The sequence below is a fragment of the Pseudorhizobium marinum genome (genome assembly GCF_000705355.1).
GTDB lineage: Bacteria > Pseudomonadota > Alphaproteobacteria > Rhizobiales > Rhizobiaceae > Neorhizobium > Neorhizobium pelagicum.
Window position 1 is genome coordinate 337,474 of the sequence record NZ_JMQK01000001.1, and the last position, 16,015, is coordinate 353,488.

General features: G+C 63.9%; 13 protein-coding genes. 7 read left to right on the forward strand and 6 right to left on the reverse strand.

Going from position 1 to position 16,015, the window contains the following annotated elements; genetic code table 11:
- Positions 1-2 precede the first annotated feature (2 nt).
- A complete protein-coding gene (locus tag EO99_RS0101690; protein ID WP_029616915.1) occupies positions 3-236 on the forward strand; it encodes a hypothetical protein in 234 nt (77 codons plus the stop codon).
- Here EO99_RS0101690 and EO99_RS0101695 read toward each other — a convergent pair.
- Complete coding sequence (locus tag EO99_RS0101695) at positions 218-706, reverse strand: hypothetical protein (RefSeq protein WP_029616916.1); 489 nt, start codon at positions 704-706, stop codon at positions 218-220. The genes EO99_RS0101690 and EO99_RS0101695 overlap by 19 nt on opposite strands.
- Before the next feature lie 182 nt (positions 707-888).
- Here EO99_RS0101695 and EO99_RS0101700 point away from each other — a divergent pair, with 182 nt between their 5' ends.
- Positions 889-1,215, forward strand: coding sequence for a hypothetical protein (locus EO99_RS0101700; protein WP_051679648.1), 327 nt, complete (start codon positions 889-891; stop codon positions 1,213-1,215).
- Between the two features lie 37 nt (positions 1,216-1,252).
- On the opposite strand, the gene EO99_RS0101705 is transcribed toward EO99_RS0101700, so the two are convergent.
- The 3 genes from EO99_RS0101705 to EO99_RS0101715 are packed head-to-tail and all read right to left on the reverse strand — an operon-like array spanning position 1,253 to position 4,504.
- Positions 1,253-2,074 carry a transglutaminase family protein gene (locus EO99_RS0101705; protein WP_029616918.1) on the reverse strand — a complete coding sequence of 274 codons (822 nt, stop codon included), beginning with the start codon at positions 2,072-2,074 and terminating at the stop codon, positions 1,253-1,255.
- 11 nt (positions 2,075-2,085) lie between these two features.
- Positions 2,086-3,030, reverse strand: coding sequence for an alpha-E domain-containing protein (locus EO99_RS0101710; RefSeq protein WP_029616919.1), 945 nt, complete (start codon positions 3,028-3,030; stop codon positions 2,086-2,088).
- A gap of 4 nt (positions 3,031-3,034) precedes the next feature.
- Positions 3,035-4,504, reverse strand: a complete 1,470-nt coding sequence (locus EO99_RS0101715; protein WP_102248562.1) for a circularly permuted type 2 ATP-grasp protein — start codon at positions 4,502-4,504, stop codon at positions 3,035-3,037.
- Positions 4,505-4,764: 260 nt separating this feature from the next.
- Here EO99_RS0101715 and EO99_RS0101720 point away from each other — a divergent pair, with 260 nt between their 5' ends.
- From EO99_RS0101720 to EO99_RS0101735, 4 genes are all read left to right on the forward strand, one after another.
- Complete coding sequence (locus EO99_RS0101720; RefSeq protein ID WP_029616921.1) at positions 4,765-5,670, forward strand: DMT family transporter; 906 nt, start codon at positions 4,765-4,767, stop codon at positions 5,668-5,670.
- Positions 5,671-5,858: 188 nt separating this feature from the next.
- Positions 5,859-6,611: a gluconate 2-dehydrogenase subunit 3 family protein gene (locus tag EO99_RS0101725; RefSeq protein ID WP_029616922.1), complete on the forward strand. Its 753-nt coding sequence runs from the start codon at positions 5,859-5,861 to the stop codon at positions 6,609-6,611.
- 10 nt (positions 6,612-6,621) lie between these two features.
- Positions 6,622-8,388: a GMC family oxidoreductase gene (locus EO99_RS0101730; RefSeq protein WP_029616923.1), complete on the forward strand. Its 1,767-nt coding sequence runs from the start codon at positions 6,622-6,624 to the stop codon at positions 8,386-8,388.
- Entirely contained in the window at positions 8,385-9,596 is a 1,212-nt protein-coding gene (locus tag EO99_RS0101735) for a cytochrome c (RefSeq protein ID WP_029616924.1), read from the forward strand. The genes EO99_RS0101730 and EO99_RS0101735 overlap by 4 nt, the downstream gene beginning before the upstream one ends.
- A gap of 78 nt (positions 9,597-9,674) precedes the next feature.
- Here the strand turns inward: EO99_RS0101735 and EO99_RS0101740 are convergent, their stop codons facing one another.
- The gene (locus EO99_RS0101740) at positions 9,675-11,315 is read right to left on the reverse strand and encodes a DEAD/DEAH box helicase (RefSeq protein WP_029616925.1); all 1,641 of its coding nucleotides are present in this window, start codon (positions 11,313-11,315) and stop codon (positions 9,675-9,677) included.
- Positions 11,316-11,659: 344 nt separating this feature from the next.
- Positions 11,660-11,974 carry a hypothetical protein gene (locus tag EO99_RS0101745; protein WP_029616926.1) on the reverse strand — a complete coding sequence of 105 codons (315 nt, stop codon included), beginning with the start codon at positions 11,972-11,974 and terminating at the stop codon, positions 11,660-11,662.
- A 381-nt stretch (positions 11,975-12,355) separates the two neighbouring features.
- On the opposite strand from EO99_RS0101745, the gene EO99_RS0101755 reads away from it, so the two are divergent.
- Complete coding sequence (locus tag EO99_RS0101755; protein ID WP_029616927.1) at positions 12,356-16,015, forward strand: PAS-domain containing protein; 3,660 nt, start codon at positions 12,356-12,358, stop codon at positions 16,013-16,015.

Here is a 16,015-nt window from a genome sequence, read left to right on the forward strand (position 1 = left end):
GCATGATCGACATCGACCACCCCATGTACAAGCCGCTCTGGGCGCGACTGCTGATCGTCGGCGTCTGCTTCGCCTGGGCCGGCTTCGAGTTCTACAATGGCGCGGCCTTCTGGGGCATGCTGGTCGGGGCGATGGGGGTCTATGCCGGCTACAAGCTGTTCTACGAATTCGGCCGCAAGCGTCCGGCTCCCCCTGCGGCTCCGGTGGAACCGGACGGTCAGGACGATCGCCAGTAGAGATCCTTGATCGCCCGGTCGATAAGGAGGTTTGCCGTCATCATCCGCAGCGTGGCATTGTCGCGGAAGGCGGCGGCGATTGTATCGGGATGGTTGTCCTTGGCAAACCGGCGCCGCTTTTCCGCCAGCGTCTCGGCGCTGTCTTCCGGACCGATCGCCAGGTCCTCGGCGATCTCCGCCTCGGTGAGCCGCAGGAGGTGCGCGGGAATGACCGGTTCTTCCGGAGGTTCGGGCACGGGTGCCGGCGCGTCTGCCACCTCCGTCGCCGCGGGCTCCGAAGGGGCGCTGTCGGCCTGGACGTCGAAATAGGCGCCTGCCGCGCTCGCCGGACTGCCGGTGGCCGTCTCCACCACGAAACTCGTGTTGAGGCCGGACACGCGAAAGGCCTGCGGATCGGCCTCCGCCTTTGCCGCGTCCTCTTGGTTCAGCCGGGTCAGAACCGACTGGAATACCGATTGCCCGAACAGCATCACTCTACCTCTCGGGTGCAGATGATCACCTCAAGGTGGCGCCGGGCTTGCGGTGCACGCGCAATGCACTTCCGCCAGTCAAGCTTTTCACTCACGAGTTCTCGCAGGCGTGGTTTTTACTTTTCGCAAAGGATCGCCGCTAGGGTCACGATCCCCGCCAACGACATGGAATCCGTGCTGCCATGAGTGAACTCCAGAACCGCGCCGTCGAACTGTTGAACCAGCAGTCCGGTTCTCCTCCAATGACGGATGCGGCCCTGCGCCATCACTTGCTGACCGTCTCGCTGGGGCTCTATCGGGCCATGGGCGGTTCCGAGCCGCATGCCCGGGATCTCCTCCAGCAGAGCTTTGCCATGCCGCCCGCCGATGTGCCGACGTCCGTGGGCGATCTGATGATGGCTGTGGCCGGGCTCAGCCACCTGCAGGACATCGACATGGTGCAGGCAGCCTACAATACGCTCGACCGCGGCTATCTGCACCAGCCTGCGACCGCCAGCGCGGCGGAATAGGATCAAGCTTCTCCGCTGACGCCGGTCCGGCCCGCCGTCAGCTCTGGCTCTGCTGCTGGCTGCCCGATTCCGCGACCGTCAGCGCGACGTTCAGGTTCTCGCCGGCGGGGCCGATGCGCATGCCCGACACGGGCGCGCCCTCGCGGTAGCTGAGGCCGGTGGCGAGCCGCACGTAGCGCTCGTCGGGGCAGACGTCGTTGGCGGCGTCGAAGCCGACCCAGCCGAGACCGGCCAGATGTACTTCTGCCCAGGCATGGGTCGCCACCTGCTCGGTGATACCCTCCATCAGCAGATAGCCCGACACGTAGCGGGCCGGAATGTTCAGGAGCCGCGCCGCGCTGATGAAGATATGCGTGTGGTCCTGGCAGACGCCGCGTCCGGCTGCGAGCGCCTGCTCCGCCGTCGTCTGGTTGTCGGTGGAACCGGGCAGATAGGCAACGGCCCGGTGGATCTCGCCCATCAGCGCGTGCATGCGTGACAGTTCGCTGCCCGCAGGAAGGTTCTTGATGAGCTCGCGGACCAGTTTGCCGGGCTTGGTCAGCGGCGTCTCGCGCAGGAAAAGCCACAGCGGCGCAAAACCATGGTGCGGGCCCACGACGCCCGCCTTGTCGATAGTCTCCACCTCGCCATGGGCGACGATGCGGATCCGGTGCTCGCTGCCTTCCACCGAGACCAGTTCGACCCGGTTGCCGTGGTGGTCGGCATAGCCGGTCTCGACGGTGGCGCCGTCGACCTCGATCGTCCAGTTGAGCACCTTCTGCGTCGGGCCATCGACGGGCGTCAGCCGCAGCCGCTGCAGGATGTAGGAGACCGGCTGATCGTAGAGATACTCGGTCGTGTGAGTTATGGTCAGCCTCATGGGCATTCGTCCTACTCGTTGAAGCGATAGCCCTGGGAGATTTCCATGCTGAGACGGTTGTTGCGGCTGATGAACTCCTCCAGGAACTCATGCAATCCGGTATCCATGATGTCGCCGATCGAGCCGTTCGTCAGCATCGCGTTGATTCTCTCGGCGGTATCGATTGCCGCCGGGCGCATTTCGTATTCCCGCTCGAGGTAGTGGAGGTTGCTGACGATCTTGCCGTAGCTGTAGGCGAGCGACCGCGGCATGCGACCGTTGAGGATGAGGAAGTCGGCGATGTTGGAGGGGCGGTATTCGCCGTCGTAGACCCAGCTGTAGGAACGGTGGGCTGAGACGGAGCGCAGGATCGATTCCCACTGCATGTTGTCCAGCGACGAGCCCACCTGGCTGACGGCGGGCAGCAGGACGTAATATTTCACGTCCAGGATGCGGCTGGTGTTGTCGGCGCGCTCGATGAAGGTGCCGATGCGGGAGAAGTTGTAGATGTCGTTGCGCAGCATCGAGCCGTGGAAGGCGCCGCGAATGAGGCCGCAGCGGTGCTTGACCACGTCGATCAGTTCCGGAAGATCGGCGGGCTTCACCTTCTTGGTCAGTCGGGTCGTCAGGTCGATCCAGCATTCGTTGGTCGCTTCCCAGGTTTCGCGGGTCAGCGCCGTGCGCACCATGCGGGCATTGTTGCGTCCCGACTCGAAGCAGGACATCACGCTTGAGGGGTTGTGCTGGTCGCGCAGCAGGTAGTCGATGGCATCGGCGGATGTCACCTTGTCATGCACTTGCGCATAACCCTTGCGGGCGCCGGCACTCAGCAGCACGCCTTCCCAGTCGTCATCGCCGCTGTCGGGGCGGGTGAGGGAGACGCGCATGCCGGCGTCCACCAGGCGGGCGATGTTTTCGGCGCGCTCGATGTAACGGAACATCCAGTAGAGGCCGTTGGCGGTTCTTCCAAGGAGCATCGGTTTAGTCCTCCAGAACCCAGGTGTCCTTGGTGCCGCCGCCCTGGCTGGAATTGACCACCAGCGAGCCCTGCTTCAGCGCCACGCGTGTCAATCCGCCGGGAATGATCTTCACCTTGTCGGACACCAGCACATAGGGACGCAGATCGACATGGCGAGGGGCGATGCCCTTGTTGACGAAGATCGGCACCGTGGAGAGCGACAGCGTCGGCTGGGCGATGTAGTTCGACGGCCGCGCCTTCAGCTTCTCGGCAAACAGCGTGCGTTCCTTCTTGGTGGCGGCCGGGCCGACAAGCATGCCGTAGCCGCCGGAGCCGTGGACTTCCTTGACGACCAGTTCGTGCAGGTGCTCCAGCACATAGGCAAGGCTCGTCGGCTCGGAGCAGCGCCAGGTCGGGACGTTCTCCAGCATGGCCTTGCGGCCGGTGTAGAACTCGATGATTTCCGGCATGTAGGAGTAGATCGCCTTGTCGTCGGCGATGCCGGTTCCGGGCGCATTGGCAATGGTGATCTTGCCGGCGCGGTAGACGTCCATGATGCCCGGAACACCGAGCGTGGAGTCCGCCCTGAAGGTCATCGGGTCCAGGTAATCGTCATCGACGCGGCGGTAGAGCACGTCGATCGCCTCGTAGCCGCGGGTGGTGCGCATCTTCACCCGGCCGTCGATGACGCGGAGGTCTGATCCTTCGACCAGTTCGACACCCATGGTGTCGGCCAGGAAGGCGTGCTCGAAGTAGGCGGAGTTGTAGATCCCCGGCGTCAGGACCGCGACGCGCGGCTTGCCCTGGCAGCCGGGAGGCGCCATAGCGGCCAGCGACTGGCGCAGCAGGTAGGGGTAATCCTCGACGCGGCGAACCTTGTTCTGCGTGAACAGCTCCGGGAACATCTGCATCATCGTCTCGCGGTTCTCCAGCATGTAGCTGACCCCGGACGGCGTGCGGGCATTGTCTTCCAGCACGTAGAACTCGTTTTCGCCGGTCCTGACGATGTCGGTGCCGACGATATGGGTGTAGACGCCGCCGGGCGGGCGGAAGCCGATCATCTCGGGAAGAAAGGCGTCGTTTCTTTCGATCAGCTCGCGCGGGATGCGGCCGGCCTTGATGATCTCCTGCTTGTGGTAGATGTCCTCGAGAAAGGCGTTGAGCGCCAGCACCCGCTGTTCGATCCCGGCCGCAAGCCGGCGCCACTCGGATGCGGAGATGATGCGCGGGATGATGTCGAAGGGGATCAGTTTTTCCGAGGAATCCGCATGGCCGTAAACGGCGAAGGTGATGCCCGTCCTGCGGAAGATCGTCTCCGCGTCCCGGGTTTTCTGGATGAGGTGAGCCGGATCCTGGCTCGCGTGCCATGCGTGGTAATTCTGGTAGGGCGGTCGCGGACGGTTGTCCGCAGTCAACATTTCATCGAATGCCAATGGCGCGTTCCCCTTTTTGCAGCCATTTGAATACAGACCCTGTGGTAATGCAAGAAGCATGCTAGATGCCGATGGCTGGCCGAGGAGATCGGGGCTGCGTGACGTGCAGTCAGATCATCCCCGCGGGTGCCGTCGAAACTGCCCCTTTTTGAAACAGAAGGCCTATGCGCTGGGCGTTTCAGCACCGTTTCCGGTGCGGGAGGCGACGGCGGTTCGGCGAGCGTCAGCCGTGCTGATGCAACCTGTAAGTTTTTCTGCTTTGACCGATGGGGGATGGCTGTCTAGGAAGCAGATGCCTCTTTCCTGCTCGCCGGAACCCCCTGATGCTGTATCGACTGGCTCCGGCCGTATTCGTCCTTCTCTGGTCCACCGGCTGGCTCGTGGCAAAATTCGCGGTGGCGCACGCCGATCCGCTGACCTTCATGGCCGCGCGGCATGCGCTGGCGGCCATTGCCTTCACGGCGCTCTGCCTCGCCGCGGGTGCGACCTGGCCGCGGTCGAAGCGGGCGATCGGCCACGCTCTGGTCTCGGGCATCTTCCTGCACGGGCTCTATCTTGCCGGCGTCTGGTGGGCGATCGGGCAGGGTGTGCCGGCGGGGCTGTCGGGCATCATCGCAGGGCTGCAGCCGCTTCTGACGGCGCTGGCCGCTCCCTTCTTGATCGGCGAGCGCCTGCGTCCGCTGCAGAAGGTCGGCATCGTGATCGGCTTTGCCGGCATCCTGATCGCCATCTCGCCGCAGCTTCTCGACACGCTGGAGCAGGGGCTCGTGGGACTCGGCTTGCCGATCATGGTCAATCTGGTGGCGATGTTTTCCGTCACCTACGGCACGCTCTACCAGAAGCGCCACCTGCAGCAGGGCGATCTGCTCTCGATCGCGGTGCTGCAGTTCGTCGGCGCCTTCATCGTTACCGTGCCGCTGGCGCTGATCTTCGAGGACCTGCGCTTCGACTGGACGGGCGAGGCGGTCTTCGCCATGGCATGGTCGGTGTTCGGGATCTCGATGGGCGCCGTCGGCCTGCTGCTCTACCTGATCCGGCGCGGCCAGGTCTCGCGGGCCGCCTCGCTCATCTACCTGATGCCGCCGGTGGTCGCCATCGAGGCGTTCTTCCTGTTCGGCGAGCCGCTGACCCTGCCGATGATCGTCGGCACGGCCATCGTCGTCGCCGGGGTCTATATGGTGAACCGGACCGGCACGTCCCGGCCTCCTGGCCCTTTGGCGACATGATCAATGAGAAGAATTCTGTTTAGAATCATTCGGATAGGCTTTGAAATAAAAAGTTCCCGGCTGTCGGCGCCTGCAGGCTTGTAACCATCCGTCATTGAGTTAGGGTTTGGCGAACCGTTCGGTTCGATCAACTCGGCGCACGTCTTCTGACGCGTCACCGACCTTTTCTCGATGGGGGAGGTCTTTCTATGGAAAGCCACTGTCTGAAGCGCCCGACCCGGCGCCAATTCCTTTCTTCAGTTGCATTTGCAGCCCTGGCCGGCAGCGCCGGAGGTGCCGTCGCCCGCAGCATCTCGGGCGAACTGCCCTGGCAGTCCGGGGCAGCCGATCCGCCCATTCAGGTGCGACCCGGGGGGTGGATGTTCTTCACCGCAGACGAGGTTTCGACCATGGAGGCCGTGGTGGACCGACTGATCCCGGCCGACGAGCTCTCGATCGGCGGCAGGGAGGCCGGTTGTGTCCTCTATCTCGACCGCCAGTTGGCCGGCTCCTACGGGGCGTCCGCCCGCCTCTATACCGCCGGGCCTTTCCTGCCCGGTCTGCCGACCCAGGGCTACCAGAAATCCGAACGGCCCGACCAGCGCTACCGCCTGGGGATCGCGTCCCTCAATGCCTGGACCCGCGACAACAGGGGCGGCCAGCGCTTTGCCGATCTGCCCGGCGATGACCAGGATGCCGTTCTGAAGGATCTGGAGGCCGGCAAGATCGAGCTCCCCAACAAGGTGGATGGCAAGGCCTTTTTCAATCTCATGCTGAGCGGCGCCATGGAGGGCTTCTTCGCCGATCCGATCTATGGCGGCAACAAGGACATGGCCTCGTGGAGGATGCTGGGCTTTCCCGGCGCCCGTTACGACTACCGCGACCATGTCTCCAAACACAATCAACCCTATCCTCTGCCGCCGGTCTCCATCGCCGGTTCGACGGAATGGATGAGCAGGTAGGATTTCAGCCATGACAACAATTCTGCCCCGCAAGGACGTCGTCATCGTCGGCCTCGGCTGGACCGGTTCCATTCTGGCTCACGAACTGACCGATGAAGGCCTGGACGTGGTGGCCATCGAGCGCGGACCCTGGCGCGATACGGCCACCGACTTCAACATCGGCTATGTGCAGGACGAACTCCGCTACGCGATCCGCAAGGACCTGTTCCTGCAGCCGGTCACGGAAGCGATGACGATGCGCAACAACACGTCGCAGACGGCGCTGCCGATGCGCGACTACGGCTCGTTTCTGCTGGGCAATGGCGTCGGCGGCGCCGGCGTGCACTGGAACGGGCATACCTGGCGCTTCTGGGACACCGATTTCCAGATCGCCGATCACCTGACCCGGCGCTACGGCGCCGAAAAGTTCGCCGAACTGCAGTTGCAGAACTGGGGTGTCACCGGCGCCGAACTCGAGAACGCCTACGATCGCTTCGAATACCTCTGCGGCATCTCGGGCAAGGCGGGCAACGTCAACGGCGAGATCCGCGAGGGCGGCAATCCTTTCGAGGATCCTCGCGCGCGCGACTATCCTCTGCCGCCGATGCAGATGACCTATGCGCCCACGCTGTTTGCCGAAGCGGCCCGCGCTCTCGGCTATCACCCGTTTCCGACGCCGGCGGCCAACATGTCGGAGGATTACATCAACCCGCTGGGGATCGCCATGGGCCAATGCACCATGTGCGGCTTCTGCGAACGCTTCGGCTGCGCCAACTATTCGAAGTCGAGCGCCCAGACGACCGTGCTCCCGGTGCTGATGAAGAAGAAGAACTTCGAGCTGCGCACCCATTCGGAGGTTCTTCATGTCGATCTCGATGCGTCCAGGACCCACGCCCGCGGCGTCACCTATGTCGACACCTCAGGCGAGGAATTCTTCCAGCCCGCCGACATGGTGCTGTTGTGCGCCTACGGCCTGCACAATGTCCGGCTGATGATGCTGTCGGGAATCGGTGAAGCCTATGACCCGAACACCGGGGAGGGGACCGTCGGCCGGAACTACTGCTACCAGACCAATTCCGGGGCGCAGGTGTTCTTCGACGACAAGAACTTCAATCCCTTCGTCGCAGCCGGCGCGCTCGGCCAGACGATGGACGATTTCAACGGCGACGCCTTCGACCACGGCGGCCTCGACTTCGTCGGCGGCGCGGGAATCAACTGCATCCCCACCAACGGCCGTCCGATCCAGACGCGGCCGACGCCTCCGGGGACGCCGCGCTGGGGCAAGGACTGGAAGCAGGCGACGGTGGATTCCTACAAGAGCACGCTCTCGTTCTCCGCCCAGGGCTCCAGTTACCCGACCCGCGGCAATTATCTCGACCTCGACCCCACCTACAAGGACCGCTTCGGCCGGCCGCTGCTGCGGGTGACCTTCGACTTTCCCGACAATGACATCCGCATGGCAAGCTGGGTCGCGGGCAAGATGGAGGGGATCGCCAAGGAGCTCGGGGGGCGCCAGTACACGGTCTCACCCCGCAAGAAGGGCTGGGACTCGGTGCCTTACCAGAGCACCCACAACACGGGCGGCGCGACCATGGGAACGGATCCGCGCACCAGCGCCGTCAACAAGTACCTGCAGAGCTGGGACGTCCCGAACGTCTTCGTCGTCGGTGCCTCGGCCTTCGCCCACAATGCCGGCAAGAACCCGACCGGCACGGTCGGCGCGCTTGCCTATCATGCGGCCGATGCCATCCGTCAGCAGTATCTCCGCAACCCCGGTCAATCCCTGGTGTCGGCATGAGGACGATCGCTCTTTCCCTGTCCGTCGCCGCTTCGGCATTTGTCGTGTCCGCTGTGCTGGCGCAGGCACCTGACGATGATTCCAAGATCATCCGCGGACGCTATCAAGCGGTCCTTGCGGACTGTGCCGCCTGTCACACCAAGCCGGGCGGTGCATCACTGGCGGGTGGCGCGCCTCTCCAGACGCCCTTTGGCGAACTCATCCCACCCAACATCACCCCCGACGAGGAGACCGGCATCGGTGACTGGACCGCGGCCGATTTCCGCCGGGCGATGAAGGAGGGCATCGGCCACGATGGCAAGCGCCTCTATCCGGCCATGCCCTATCCCGCCTACACGAAGATGAGCGATCAGGACATCGATGCCCTGTGGTCCTACATCCGGACGGTGGAGCCCGTCCACAACCCGGTCGAGGCCAACCAGTTGCCGTTCCCGTTCAACATCCGTCTCGTGATGCTGGGCTGGAACTTGGTGAACTTCGAAGCGGGAGACTTCCGGCCGGATCCGAACCGGTCGGAGGAGTGGAACCGCGGCGCCTATATCGTCCAGGCGGCGGGGCACTGCGGAACCTGCCATTCGCCCAAGTCCCTGCTCGGCGCCGACAAGGGGGACGAGGCCCTGCAGGGAGCATCGCTGCAGGGTTGGTATGCCCCCAACATCACCGGCAACAGCTATCTTGGTATAGGCAACTGGAGCGAGGATGAAATCGTCGCGTATCTGAAGACCGGGCAGAACGCCCATTCCATCGCTTCGGGCCCGATGCGGGAAGCCGTGCAGGAATCGACCTCGCGGATGAACGACGCCGACCTCAAGGCGATCGCGGTCTATCTGAAGAGCACCGAGGGCGGCGAGACGCAGAAGCCGCAGCCGATTGCCGCCGAGGATCCGCACATGCGGGCAGGCGCTATGATCTACCACGACACCTGCTCGGCCTGCCATCGCGCCGACGGCACGGGGGGCAGGCAGCTCTTCCCGGCACTGGCTGGAAGCCCGCTCGTGCAGCAGCCGAGTGCCGAGACGCTGACGCATGTCGTCCTCAACGGCTCGCAGGGTGCAGCCACGCCGGAGGCAAGGACGACGCCGGCCATGCCGTCGTTTGCCTGGCGTCTCAACGACCAGCAGGTCGCGGACGTCCTGACTTATATCCGCAACAGCTGGGGCAACGCGGCCCCGCCGGTGACGGCGGATGACGTCAAGGCGCAGCGATAGGCGTCAACGCCGTCTCGAAATGAAGAAAGCCGCCCCGTTTCCGGGGCGGCTTTCCTGTTTTTCGAACCGATGGACCGCTTACGCGGGGCGGCGCGTGCGGCCCTGGCCGCCGCCGGTGTTCTCGCCGCCGAACTTGACGGGACCGCCGTTGGCGCTGCCCTTGGAGGCAGGACGGCCGTGGCCGCTGCGGGTGCGCTGGTTGGCGGCTTCATGGGCACCATGGGCTGCCGGAGCGGCACCCTTGCGGTGTTCCTTGCGGGCCGGACGACCTTCGGCACCGTTCGGGCCGCCGAAGGCCTTCTTGGCAGGACGGAAGTCGGAGGTCGAGGTCAGGTCGTTGTCGGCCTGGGGCGCGCCTTCGCCGCGACGCTGGCCGCGGAAGTCGTCGTTGCGACGGTTGTCGCGCTGCGGACGCGCACCGCGCTCCTCGGAGCCTTCAGCCTGCGAGAAGGGCTTGCGGGCCGGGCGTTCGCGACGTTCCGGACGGCCTTCGCCGCCGGGACGACCGCCGCCGTTGCCACGGGCCTGGCGTGGAGCCGAAGCACCGCGCTTGTTGCCGCCGCCGCGCGCCGGGCGAGCCATGCCCACCGGGCGTTCGCCCGATGCGGTGGTGATCTCGATGTTCATCAGGCGCTCGATGTCACGCAGCAGACCGGCTTCGTCGGGTGCGCAGAAGGCGATGGCGATGCCGTCCTTACCTGCACGCGCCGTGCGTCCGATGCGGTGGACATAGGCATCCGGCACTTCCGGAAGGTCGTAGTTGAAGACGTGGGTGACGCCCGGAATGTCGATGCCGCGGGCCGCGACGTCGGTGGCCACCAGCACGCGGATTTCGCCGTCGCGGAAGGCCTTCAGAGCCCGTTCGCGCTGGCCCTGGCTCTTGTTGCCGTGGATGGAGGCAACCTTGAACTCGACCTGCTCGAGGTGCTTGGAGAGCTTTTCGGCGCTGTGCTTGGTGCGCAGGAAGACCATGGCGCGGCCGTCCGGGTTTTCCGTCAGGGACTTCTTCAGGAGATCCGTCTTGTCGTTCTTGCCGTTCACGAAGTGGACGAACTGCTCGACCTTGTCGGCAGCCTTGCCCGGAGGCGTCACGGACACCTGGACCGGATCCTTCAGGAAGTCGGAGGCCAGATCGGCAATTGCCTTCGGCATGGTGGCCGAGAACAGCAGCGTCTGGCGCTTGGCCGGAACCATCTTGGAGATCTTGCGCAGGTCGTGGATGAAGCCCAGGTCGAGCATCTGGTCGGCTTCGTCGAGCACCAGGTAGCGCACCGTCGTCAGGCCGATGGCGCGGCGCGAGATCAGGTCGAGCAGGCGGCCGGGCGTTGCGACGAGAATGTCGGTGCCCTTTTCAAGCTGCTGCTGCTGCTTGTTGATCGAGGCGCCGCCGACGACCGCGTTGATCTTCAGGGGCGTATTGCGGATGTAGCTCTTCAGGCTGACGGCGATCTGGTTGACCAGCTCGCGGGTCGGCGCCAGGATCAGCGCACGGGTGGTGCGGTTGTCAGGACGCTTCTGGTCCTTGGAAAGCATTTCGATCAGCGGCAGGCCGAAGGCGGCTGTCTTGCCGGTGCCGGTCTGTGCCAGGCCGACCATGTCGCGGCCCTGGAGAAGCTGGGGAATGGACTTTTCCTGGATCGGGGTCGGGGTGTCGTAGCCGAGGGCGGAAAGCGCGTCTACGAGCTGCTTGGACAGGCCAAGCTCTTGGAAATTCGTCAAGTCGAATACCTTTTCGGGGCGCCAAAAGCGCGCAACCGGCTACAGCACCATGCTGTCCGGCTTGCCCTTGGCGTCAAGAACCCCGCGTGAAGTGGGAACTTGTGTGTTGGAAATTGCTCTCCAGCGCGTAAACCCTCGGGAAATGAGGGCGATCTATCTGTGCGCCTTGTTCCTTCTTCGCGACTATCGTGTCACAGGGCCAACTCACGCGGCGGCCGGAAGGTGAAAGCTGTGCTTCATTTGGTGGAAGGACAGCTCAAAGTCAAGTGACGTTTTTGCGGCTGTAATGCGAAAGCCCGCCTCCAGGCGTGGAGGCGGGCTTCGATTTGTCCAATGGATTCCGCTTAGTAGCAGACACGGGCGCGATAGGCTTCGCCCCACTCGTTCTCAACCCATTCGAAATGGCACCGCGGCGCGGGCCGGTAATAGGTGCGGCGATAGACCGGCGGCGGCGGCGCATAGTCGTATTCGGGCTCCACATAGACCCGGCGCGGCTGCGAGGCGATGGCTCCGCCGATGATGCCGCCGGCAAGCCCTGCCGCAACGCCGGCCCAGACGTCGTCGTGACGATCGCGAGCCTGCGCGTTCGGAACCGCAAGAGCCCCCATCGCCGTCAACGCCATCATGCCCGCAGTCACAGTCTTCTTAAGTGTTCGCATGATCCTCATCCTTTCCCTCTCCAGGGTATGGGGAAGAGTGTCGCCATCAATCCCGGCGGATTGAAGGACGTGCAGAAGCTCCAGTCTGAACGGCTGTTCAGCCAGATGCGGCCTGCGGTTGAAGAAGCGCTCGATCACCATTCGAAAAGCGCGAATTGCGGCACGATTGTGGCCTGAACTTGGCGAATCCCGGGCGGCATCGAAAGTGCAGAAGTTGGGGTCAGGCGGGGTAGAAAACTGACAAATGTAAGCTTTCGGGACGGCTGAACGCGCTTTGCAAGGAATCGTTAACGCTCGCTATGGTGTTATCTCCGAATCGGAGCACAACAGAAACGCTGTGGGACGCCGCTGTCCAAGCGGCTGGAGCGGAAGACGGTGGGTATGCAGGGCCAACTCCTGACAACGGCTTGCGCGCGGATCGGGGATCTGCGCGAACCTGCGTTCATCAAGGACAGCACCCTCAACTACGTTGCTGTCAACGGCGCCTATGCGGCGCTGTTTGGCGGTGTGCCGGCGGATTTCGTCGGCCAGTCCACCCGCGATCTTCTTCAGACAGAGCATGACGGTGACCGCCGGGAGAAGGAGTGCCGCGCGCTGATCTTCGGCAGTGAGGAAACGGCACGCGTTCTCGACGAGTCCGGCACGCCGGCCTTTGAGATCGCCATCGAGCGCTTCGTCACGGAAGACGACCGGACATTTCTGTTCGGGCGCTTCGTGCCGGTGGAGGAGGCCCGCGAGGTGCCGCGGCATGTTGTAACGGACGGGGGAGGGAAGACCATGCGCGACGACGCCGACGGCAGCTACCAGGACCTGCAGCTCGAGAATGCTCTCGACCTCCTCGACGTCGGCATCGGCATCTACGATGAGGACAATAGGCTCATCTACTACAATGCTCAGCTGGATGAATTCTACGATACCTTCGGCGTTTCGCTTCGGCACGGCATCCGCTACGAGCAACTCGTTCAGGAGATCTACGAAAGGCGCGTCAAGAACAATCCCAGCCTGCAGGGGCGGGAGCCGCCGGAACGGGTGGCCTGGATTCAGGAACGCTTAAAGTCCTTCGGGCTTGCCTATTCGGAAACGGTCGAGCAGCTGAAGGACGGGCGCTGGCTGAAGAGCGTCAACAAGCGGCTGGACAATGGTCTCGTCATCGCGTTGCGCTCCGACGTCACCGACTTCAAGGAGCAGGAGCATGACCTGCGCAAGAACATCGGCGAGGCCGAGCTCCTGCGGGCGGTGCTGGAGGACCTGCCGGTCGCCGTCTTCATGCGTGACAGCGAGCAAAGGCTCGAATTCGTCAACGCCGCCTACGAGGAGATGTTCGGCGACAAGCGCGCCAACATCCTCGGCAAGACCGATGCGGAAATGTTCCCCTGGAAGGCGGAGCGCAGCCAGAGCGAAAACGACCGGATCCTCGATGATGGCGAGGCGATCGAGAAGGCCGAGGACAAGACCTTTCCGGACGGCCGCACCATTCCTGTCCTCACCCGGCAGATGCGCGTCCTCGATGCCGAGGGCGAGCCGCATCTCGTCGGCTCGATCACCGACATCACGCCCTACAAGCAGGCCATGGAGCATGCCGAAAAGCTGCGACAGGACATGCAGACCATCCTCGGCGGCGTTCCGGTGGGCATCGGCATTCTCGACCGCGACTTCACCTTCGAATATGCCAACCCGGCCTTCTACGGCTTCTGGGATGCCGGCGAGCAGTTCGAGCTGATCGGTCGACCCTACCGCGATTTCCTGAAGGTCAATTTCGACAACGGCATCTACAGCGATACCGGCAAGAGCTTCGAGGAGATCTACAGCAAGCGGATCGCCGACCTGACCCAGGAGGGCGATCAGCCGCCGATCGAGGTCCGCAGCGCGCAGGGGCGGGTGATCCTGATCTCCGGCACCCGCCTGACGGGCGAAAAGCTGCTGCTGAGCTACACCGACATCACCGCAATCCGTAAACGCGACGAGGAGGTGCGGGCCGCCCAGCAGGCGCTCGACCGACAGGGCGCGCTGATGCGCGACGCCACCAGTGCCATGTCGCAAGGTTTGCTCATCCTGCACGACGGGATGATCGTCTTTTCCAACAACGCCCTGCCGGCGATGCTGGAGATCCCGGAGGCGCTCGGAAGCCCCGGCGCCCTGTGGCGCGAGGTCTTCCGCTTCTGCGTCAGGCGCGGCGATCTGGGGCCTGCGGACGACGCGATGGAAACGCTCCGCGCCTGGGAGGAAAACGTCAGCCAGGGCGACTCCGTCGAGGTGACCTTCAAGGTCGACGGTCGCAAATGGATCCACGTCGAGGCCAATCTCAGCGGCAATGATCACTGGCTTGCCGTCTTCACCGACGTCACCGATATCAAGGAGCGCGAGGCGGAGCTGACGCGCCTGGTGCAGCGCGCCGAGGCGGCGGACAAGGCGAAGTCGGAATTCCTCGCCAACATGAGCCACGAGATCCGCACGCCCATGAACGGCGTGCTCGGCATGGCGGAACTGCTGGCCAAGTCCAGCCTCGATACCCGCCAGAAGACCTTCATCGACATCATCGTCAAGTCGGGCAATGCGCTGCTGACGATCATCAACGACATCCTCGACTTCTCCAAGATCGACGCCGGCCAGATGAAGCTCAGGAAGGCGCCCTTCGATCCCGTCGAGGCGATCGAGGACGTGGCGACGCTGCTGTCGTCTTCGGCCGCGGAGAAGGACATCGAGCTGATTGTCCGCGGCGATGCCTCGGTCAAGGAAACGGTGCTCGGCGACGCCGGGCGCTTCCGCCAGATCATCACCAATCTCGTCGGCAATGCGGTCAAGTTCACCGAGAAGGGCCATGTCTTCATCGACTTGCATTCGGAGGCAATCGCCCAGGGGGAAATGATGCTTTCTGTGCGGATCGAGGACACGGGCCTCGGCATTCCGGACGAGAAGCTGAAGTCGGTCTTCGAGAAATTCTCCCAGGTCGATACCTCCTCGACGCGGCGCCACGAGGGCACCGGTCTTGGCCTCGCCATCACTGCCGGCCTCGTCGACCTCTTCGGCGGCTACATCGAGGTCGAGAGCGAGGTCGGCAAGGGGTCGGTCTTCACCGTCAGGCTGCCCTTCCATGTGGTCAGTGAACGCACCACCAACACTGCGTTGCCGGTCAATACGGCCGGTGCGCGGGTTCTCGTCATCGACGACAATGCCGTCAACCGACGCATCCTCACCGAACAGCTGAGCATGTGGGGCTTCGACACGGTCGCCGCCGACGGAGGAGCCGAGGGGCTTGCGGTCATGGCAGAGGTCTTCCGGCTCGGCATGACCATCGACGCCCTCGTGCTCGACTATCACATGCCCGAGATGAACGGGCTCGACGTTGCCGCGCGCATTCGCAGCGACGGCCGCTTCGATGATGTCGGTATCGTCTTTCTAACGTCGATGGACATGGCGGGCGACGACAGCGCATTTGCCAAGCTCAATATCCAGGCGCATCTGATGAAGCCGGCACGCGCCAACCTTCTGCGCGCGACCGTCGTCGAGGTGGTGCGGTCGGTTCGTCTGAACCGCCGTACGGAAGTGCCGACACAGACACTTCCTGCTGCACAGATGCTTTCCCCGCGACCGGTGGCGCAGTGGACGGATGGCAGGGGGGCGACGCCGGCGGCGCGATCCGCACCGGTGATCGACGTACTGGTTGCGGAAGACAATGAGGTCAACCAGATCGTCTTCACGCAGATCCTGCAGGGCACCCCCTGGCGCTTCGAGATCGTCGAGAACGGCGCAAAGGCGGTCGACGCCTGGCAGGCCATGGCTCCTTCGCTGATCCTGATGGACGTGTCGATGCCGGTGATGAACGGGCATCAGGCGACGCAGAAGATCCGGGAGCTGGAGAGACAGACGGGCGGCCATGTGCCGATCATCGGCGTCACGGCGCACGCGCTGGAAAGCGACAAGGAACTCTGCCTTGCCGCGGGCATGGACGACTACATGTCGAAGCCGATCAGCCCGGAGCTTCTGGAGCAGAAGATCCGGCAGTGGCTCGGGGCGGCATCAGCCTCGCTCAGGTTGAACTGA

What these genes read in the sequence shown, in the direction of transcription:
- EO99_RS0101730 (WP_029616923.1), top strand. Translation starts at nt 6,622, where the DNA reads ATGACAACAATTCTGCCCCGCAAGGACGTCGTCATCGTCGGCCTCGGC.
- EO99_RS0101710 (WP_029616919.1), bottom strand. Translation starts at nt 3,030, where the DNA reads ATGCTCCTTGGAAGAACCGCCAACGGCCTCTACTGGATGTTCCGTTAC.
- EO99_RS0101725 (WP_029616922.1), top strand. Translation starts at nt 5,859, where the DNA reads ATGGAAAGCCACTGTCTGAAGCGCCCGACCCGGCGCCAATTCCTTTCT.
- EO99_RS0101735 (WP_029616924.1), top strand. Translation starts at nt 8,385, where the DNA reads ATGAGGACGATCGCTCTTTCCCTGTCCGTCGCCGCTTCGGCATTTGTC.
- EO99_RS0101695 (WP_029616916.1), bottom strand. Translation starts at nt 706, where the DNA reads ATGCTGTTCGGGCAATCGGTATTCCAGTCGGTTCTGACCCGGCTGAAC.
- EO99_RS0101745 (WP_029616926.1), bottom strand. Translation starts at nt 11,974, where the DNA reads ATGCGAACACTTAAGAAGACTGTGACTGCGGGCATGATGGCGTTGACG.
- EO99_RS0101700 (WP_051679648.1), top strand. Translation starts at nt 889, where the DNA reads ATGAGTGAACTCCAGAACCGCGCCGTCGAACTGTTGAACCAGCAGTCC.
- EO99_RS0101715 (WP_102248562.1), bottom strand. Translation starts at nt 4,504, where the DNA reads ATGCTTCTTGCATTACCACAGGGTCTGTATTCAAATGGCTGCAAAAAG.
- EO99_RS0101690 (WP_029616915.1), top strand. Translation starts at nt 3, where the DNA reads ATGATCGACATCGACCACCCCATGTACAAGCCGCTCTGGGCGCGACTG.
- EO99_RS0101705 (WP_029616918.1), bottom strand. Translation starts at nt 2,074, where the DNA reads ATGAGGCTGACCATAACTCACACGACCGAGTATCTCTACGATCAGCCG.
- EO99_RS0101755 (WP_029616927.1), top strand. Translation starts at nt 12,356, where the DNA reads ATGCAGGGCCAACTCCTGACAACGGCTTGCGCGCGGATCGGGGATCTG.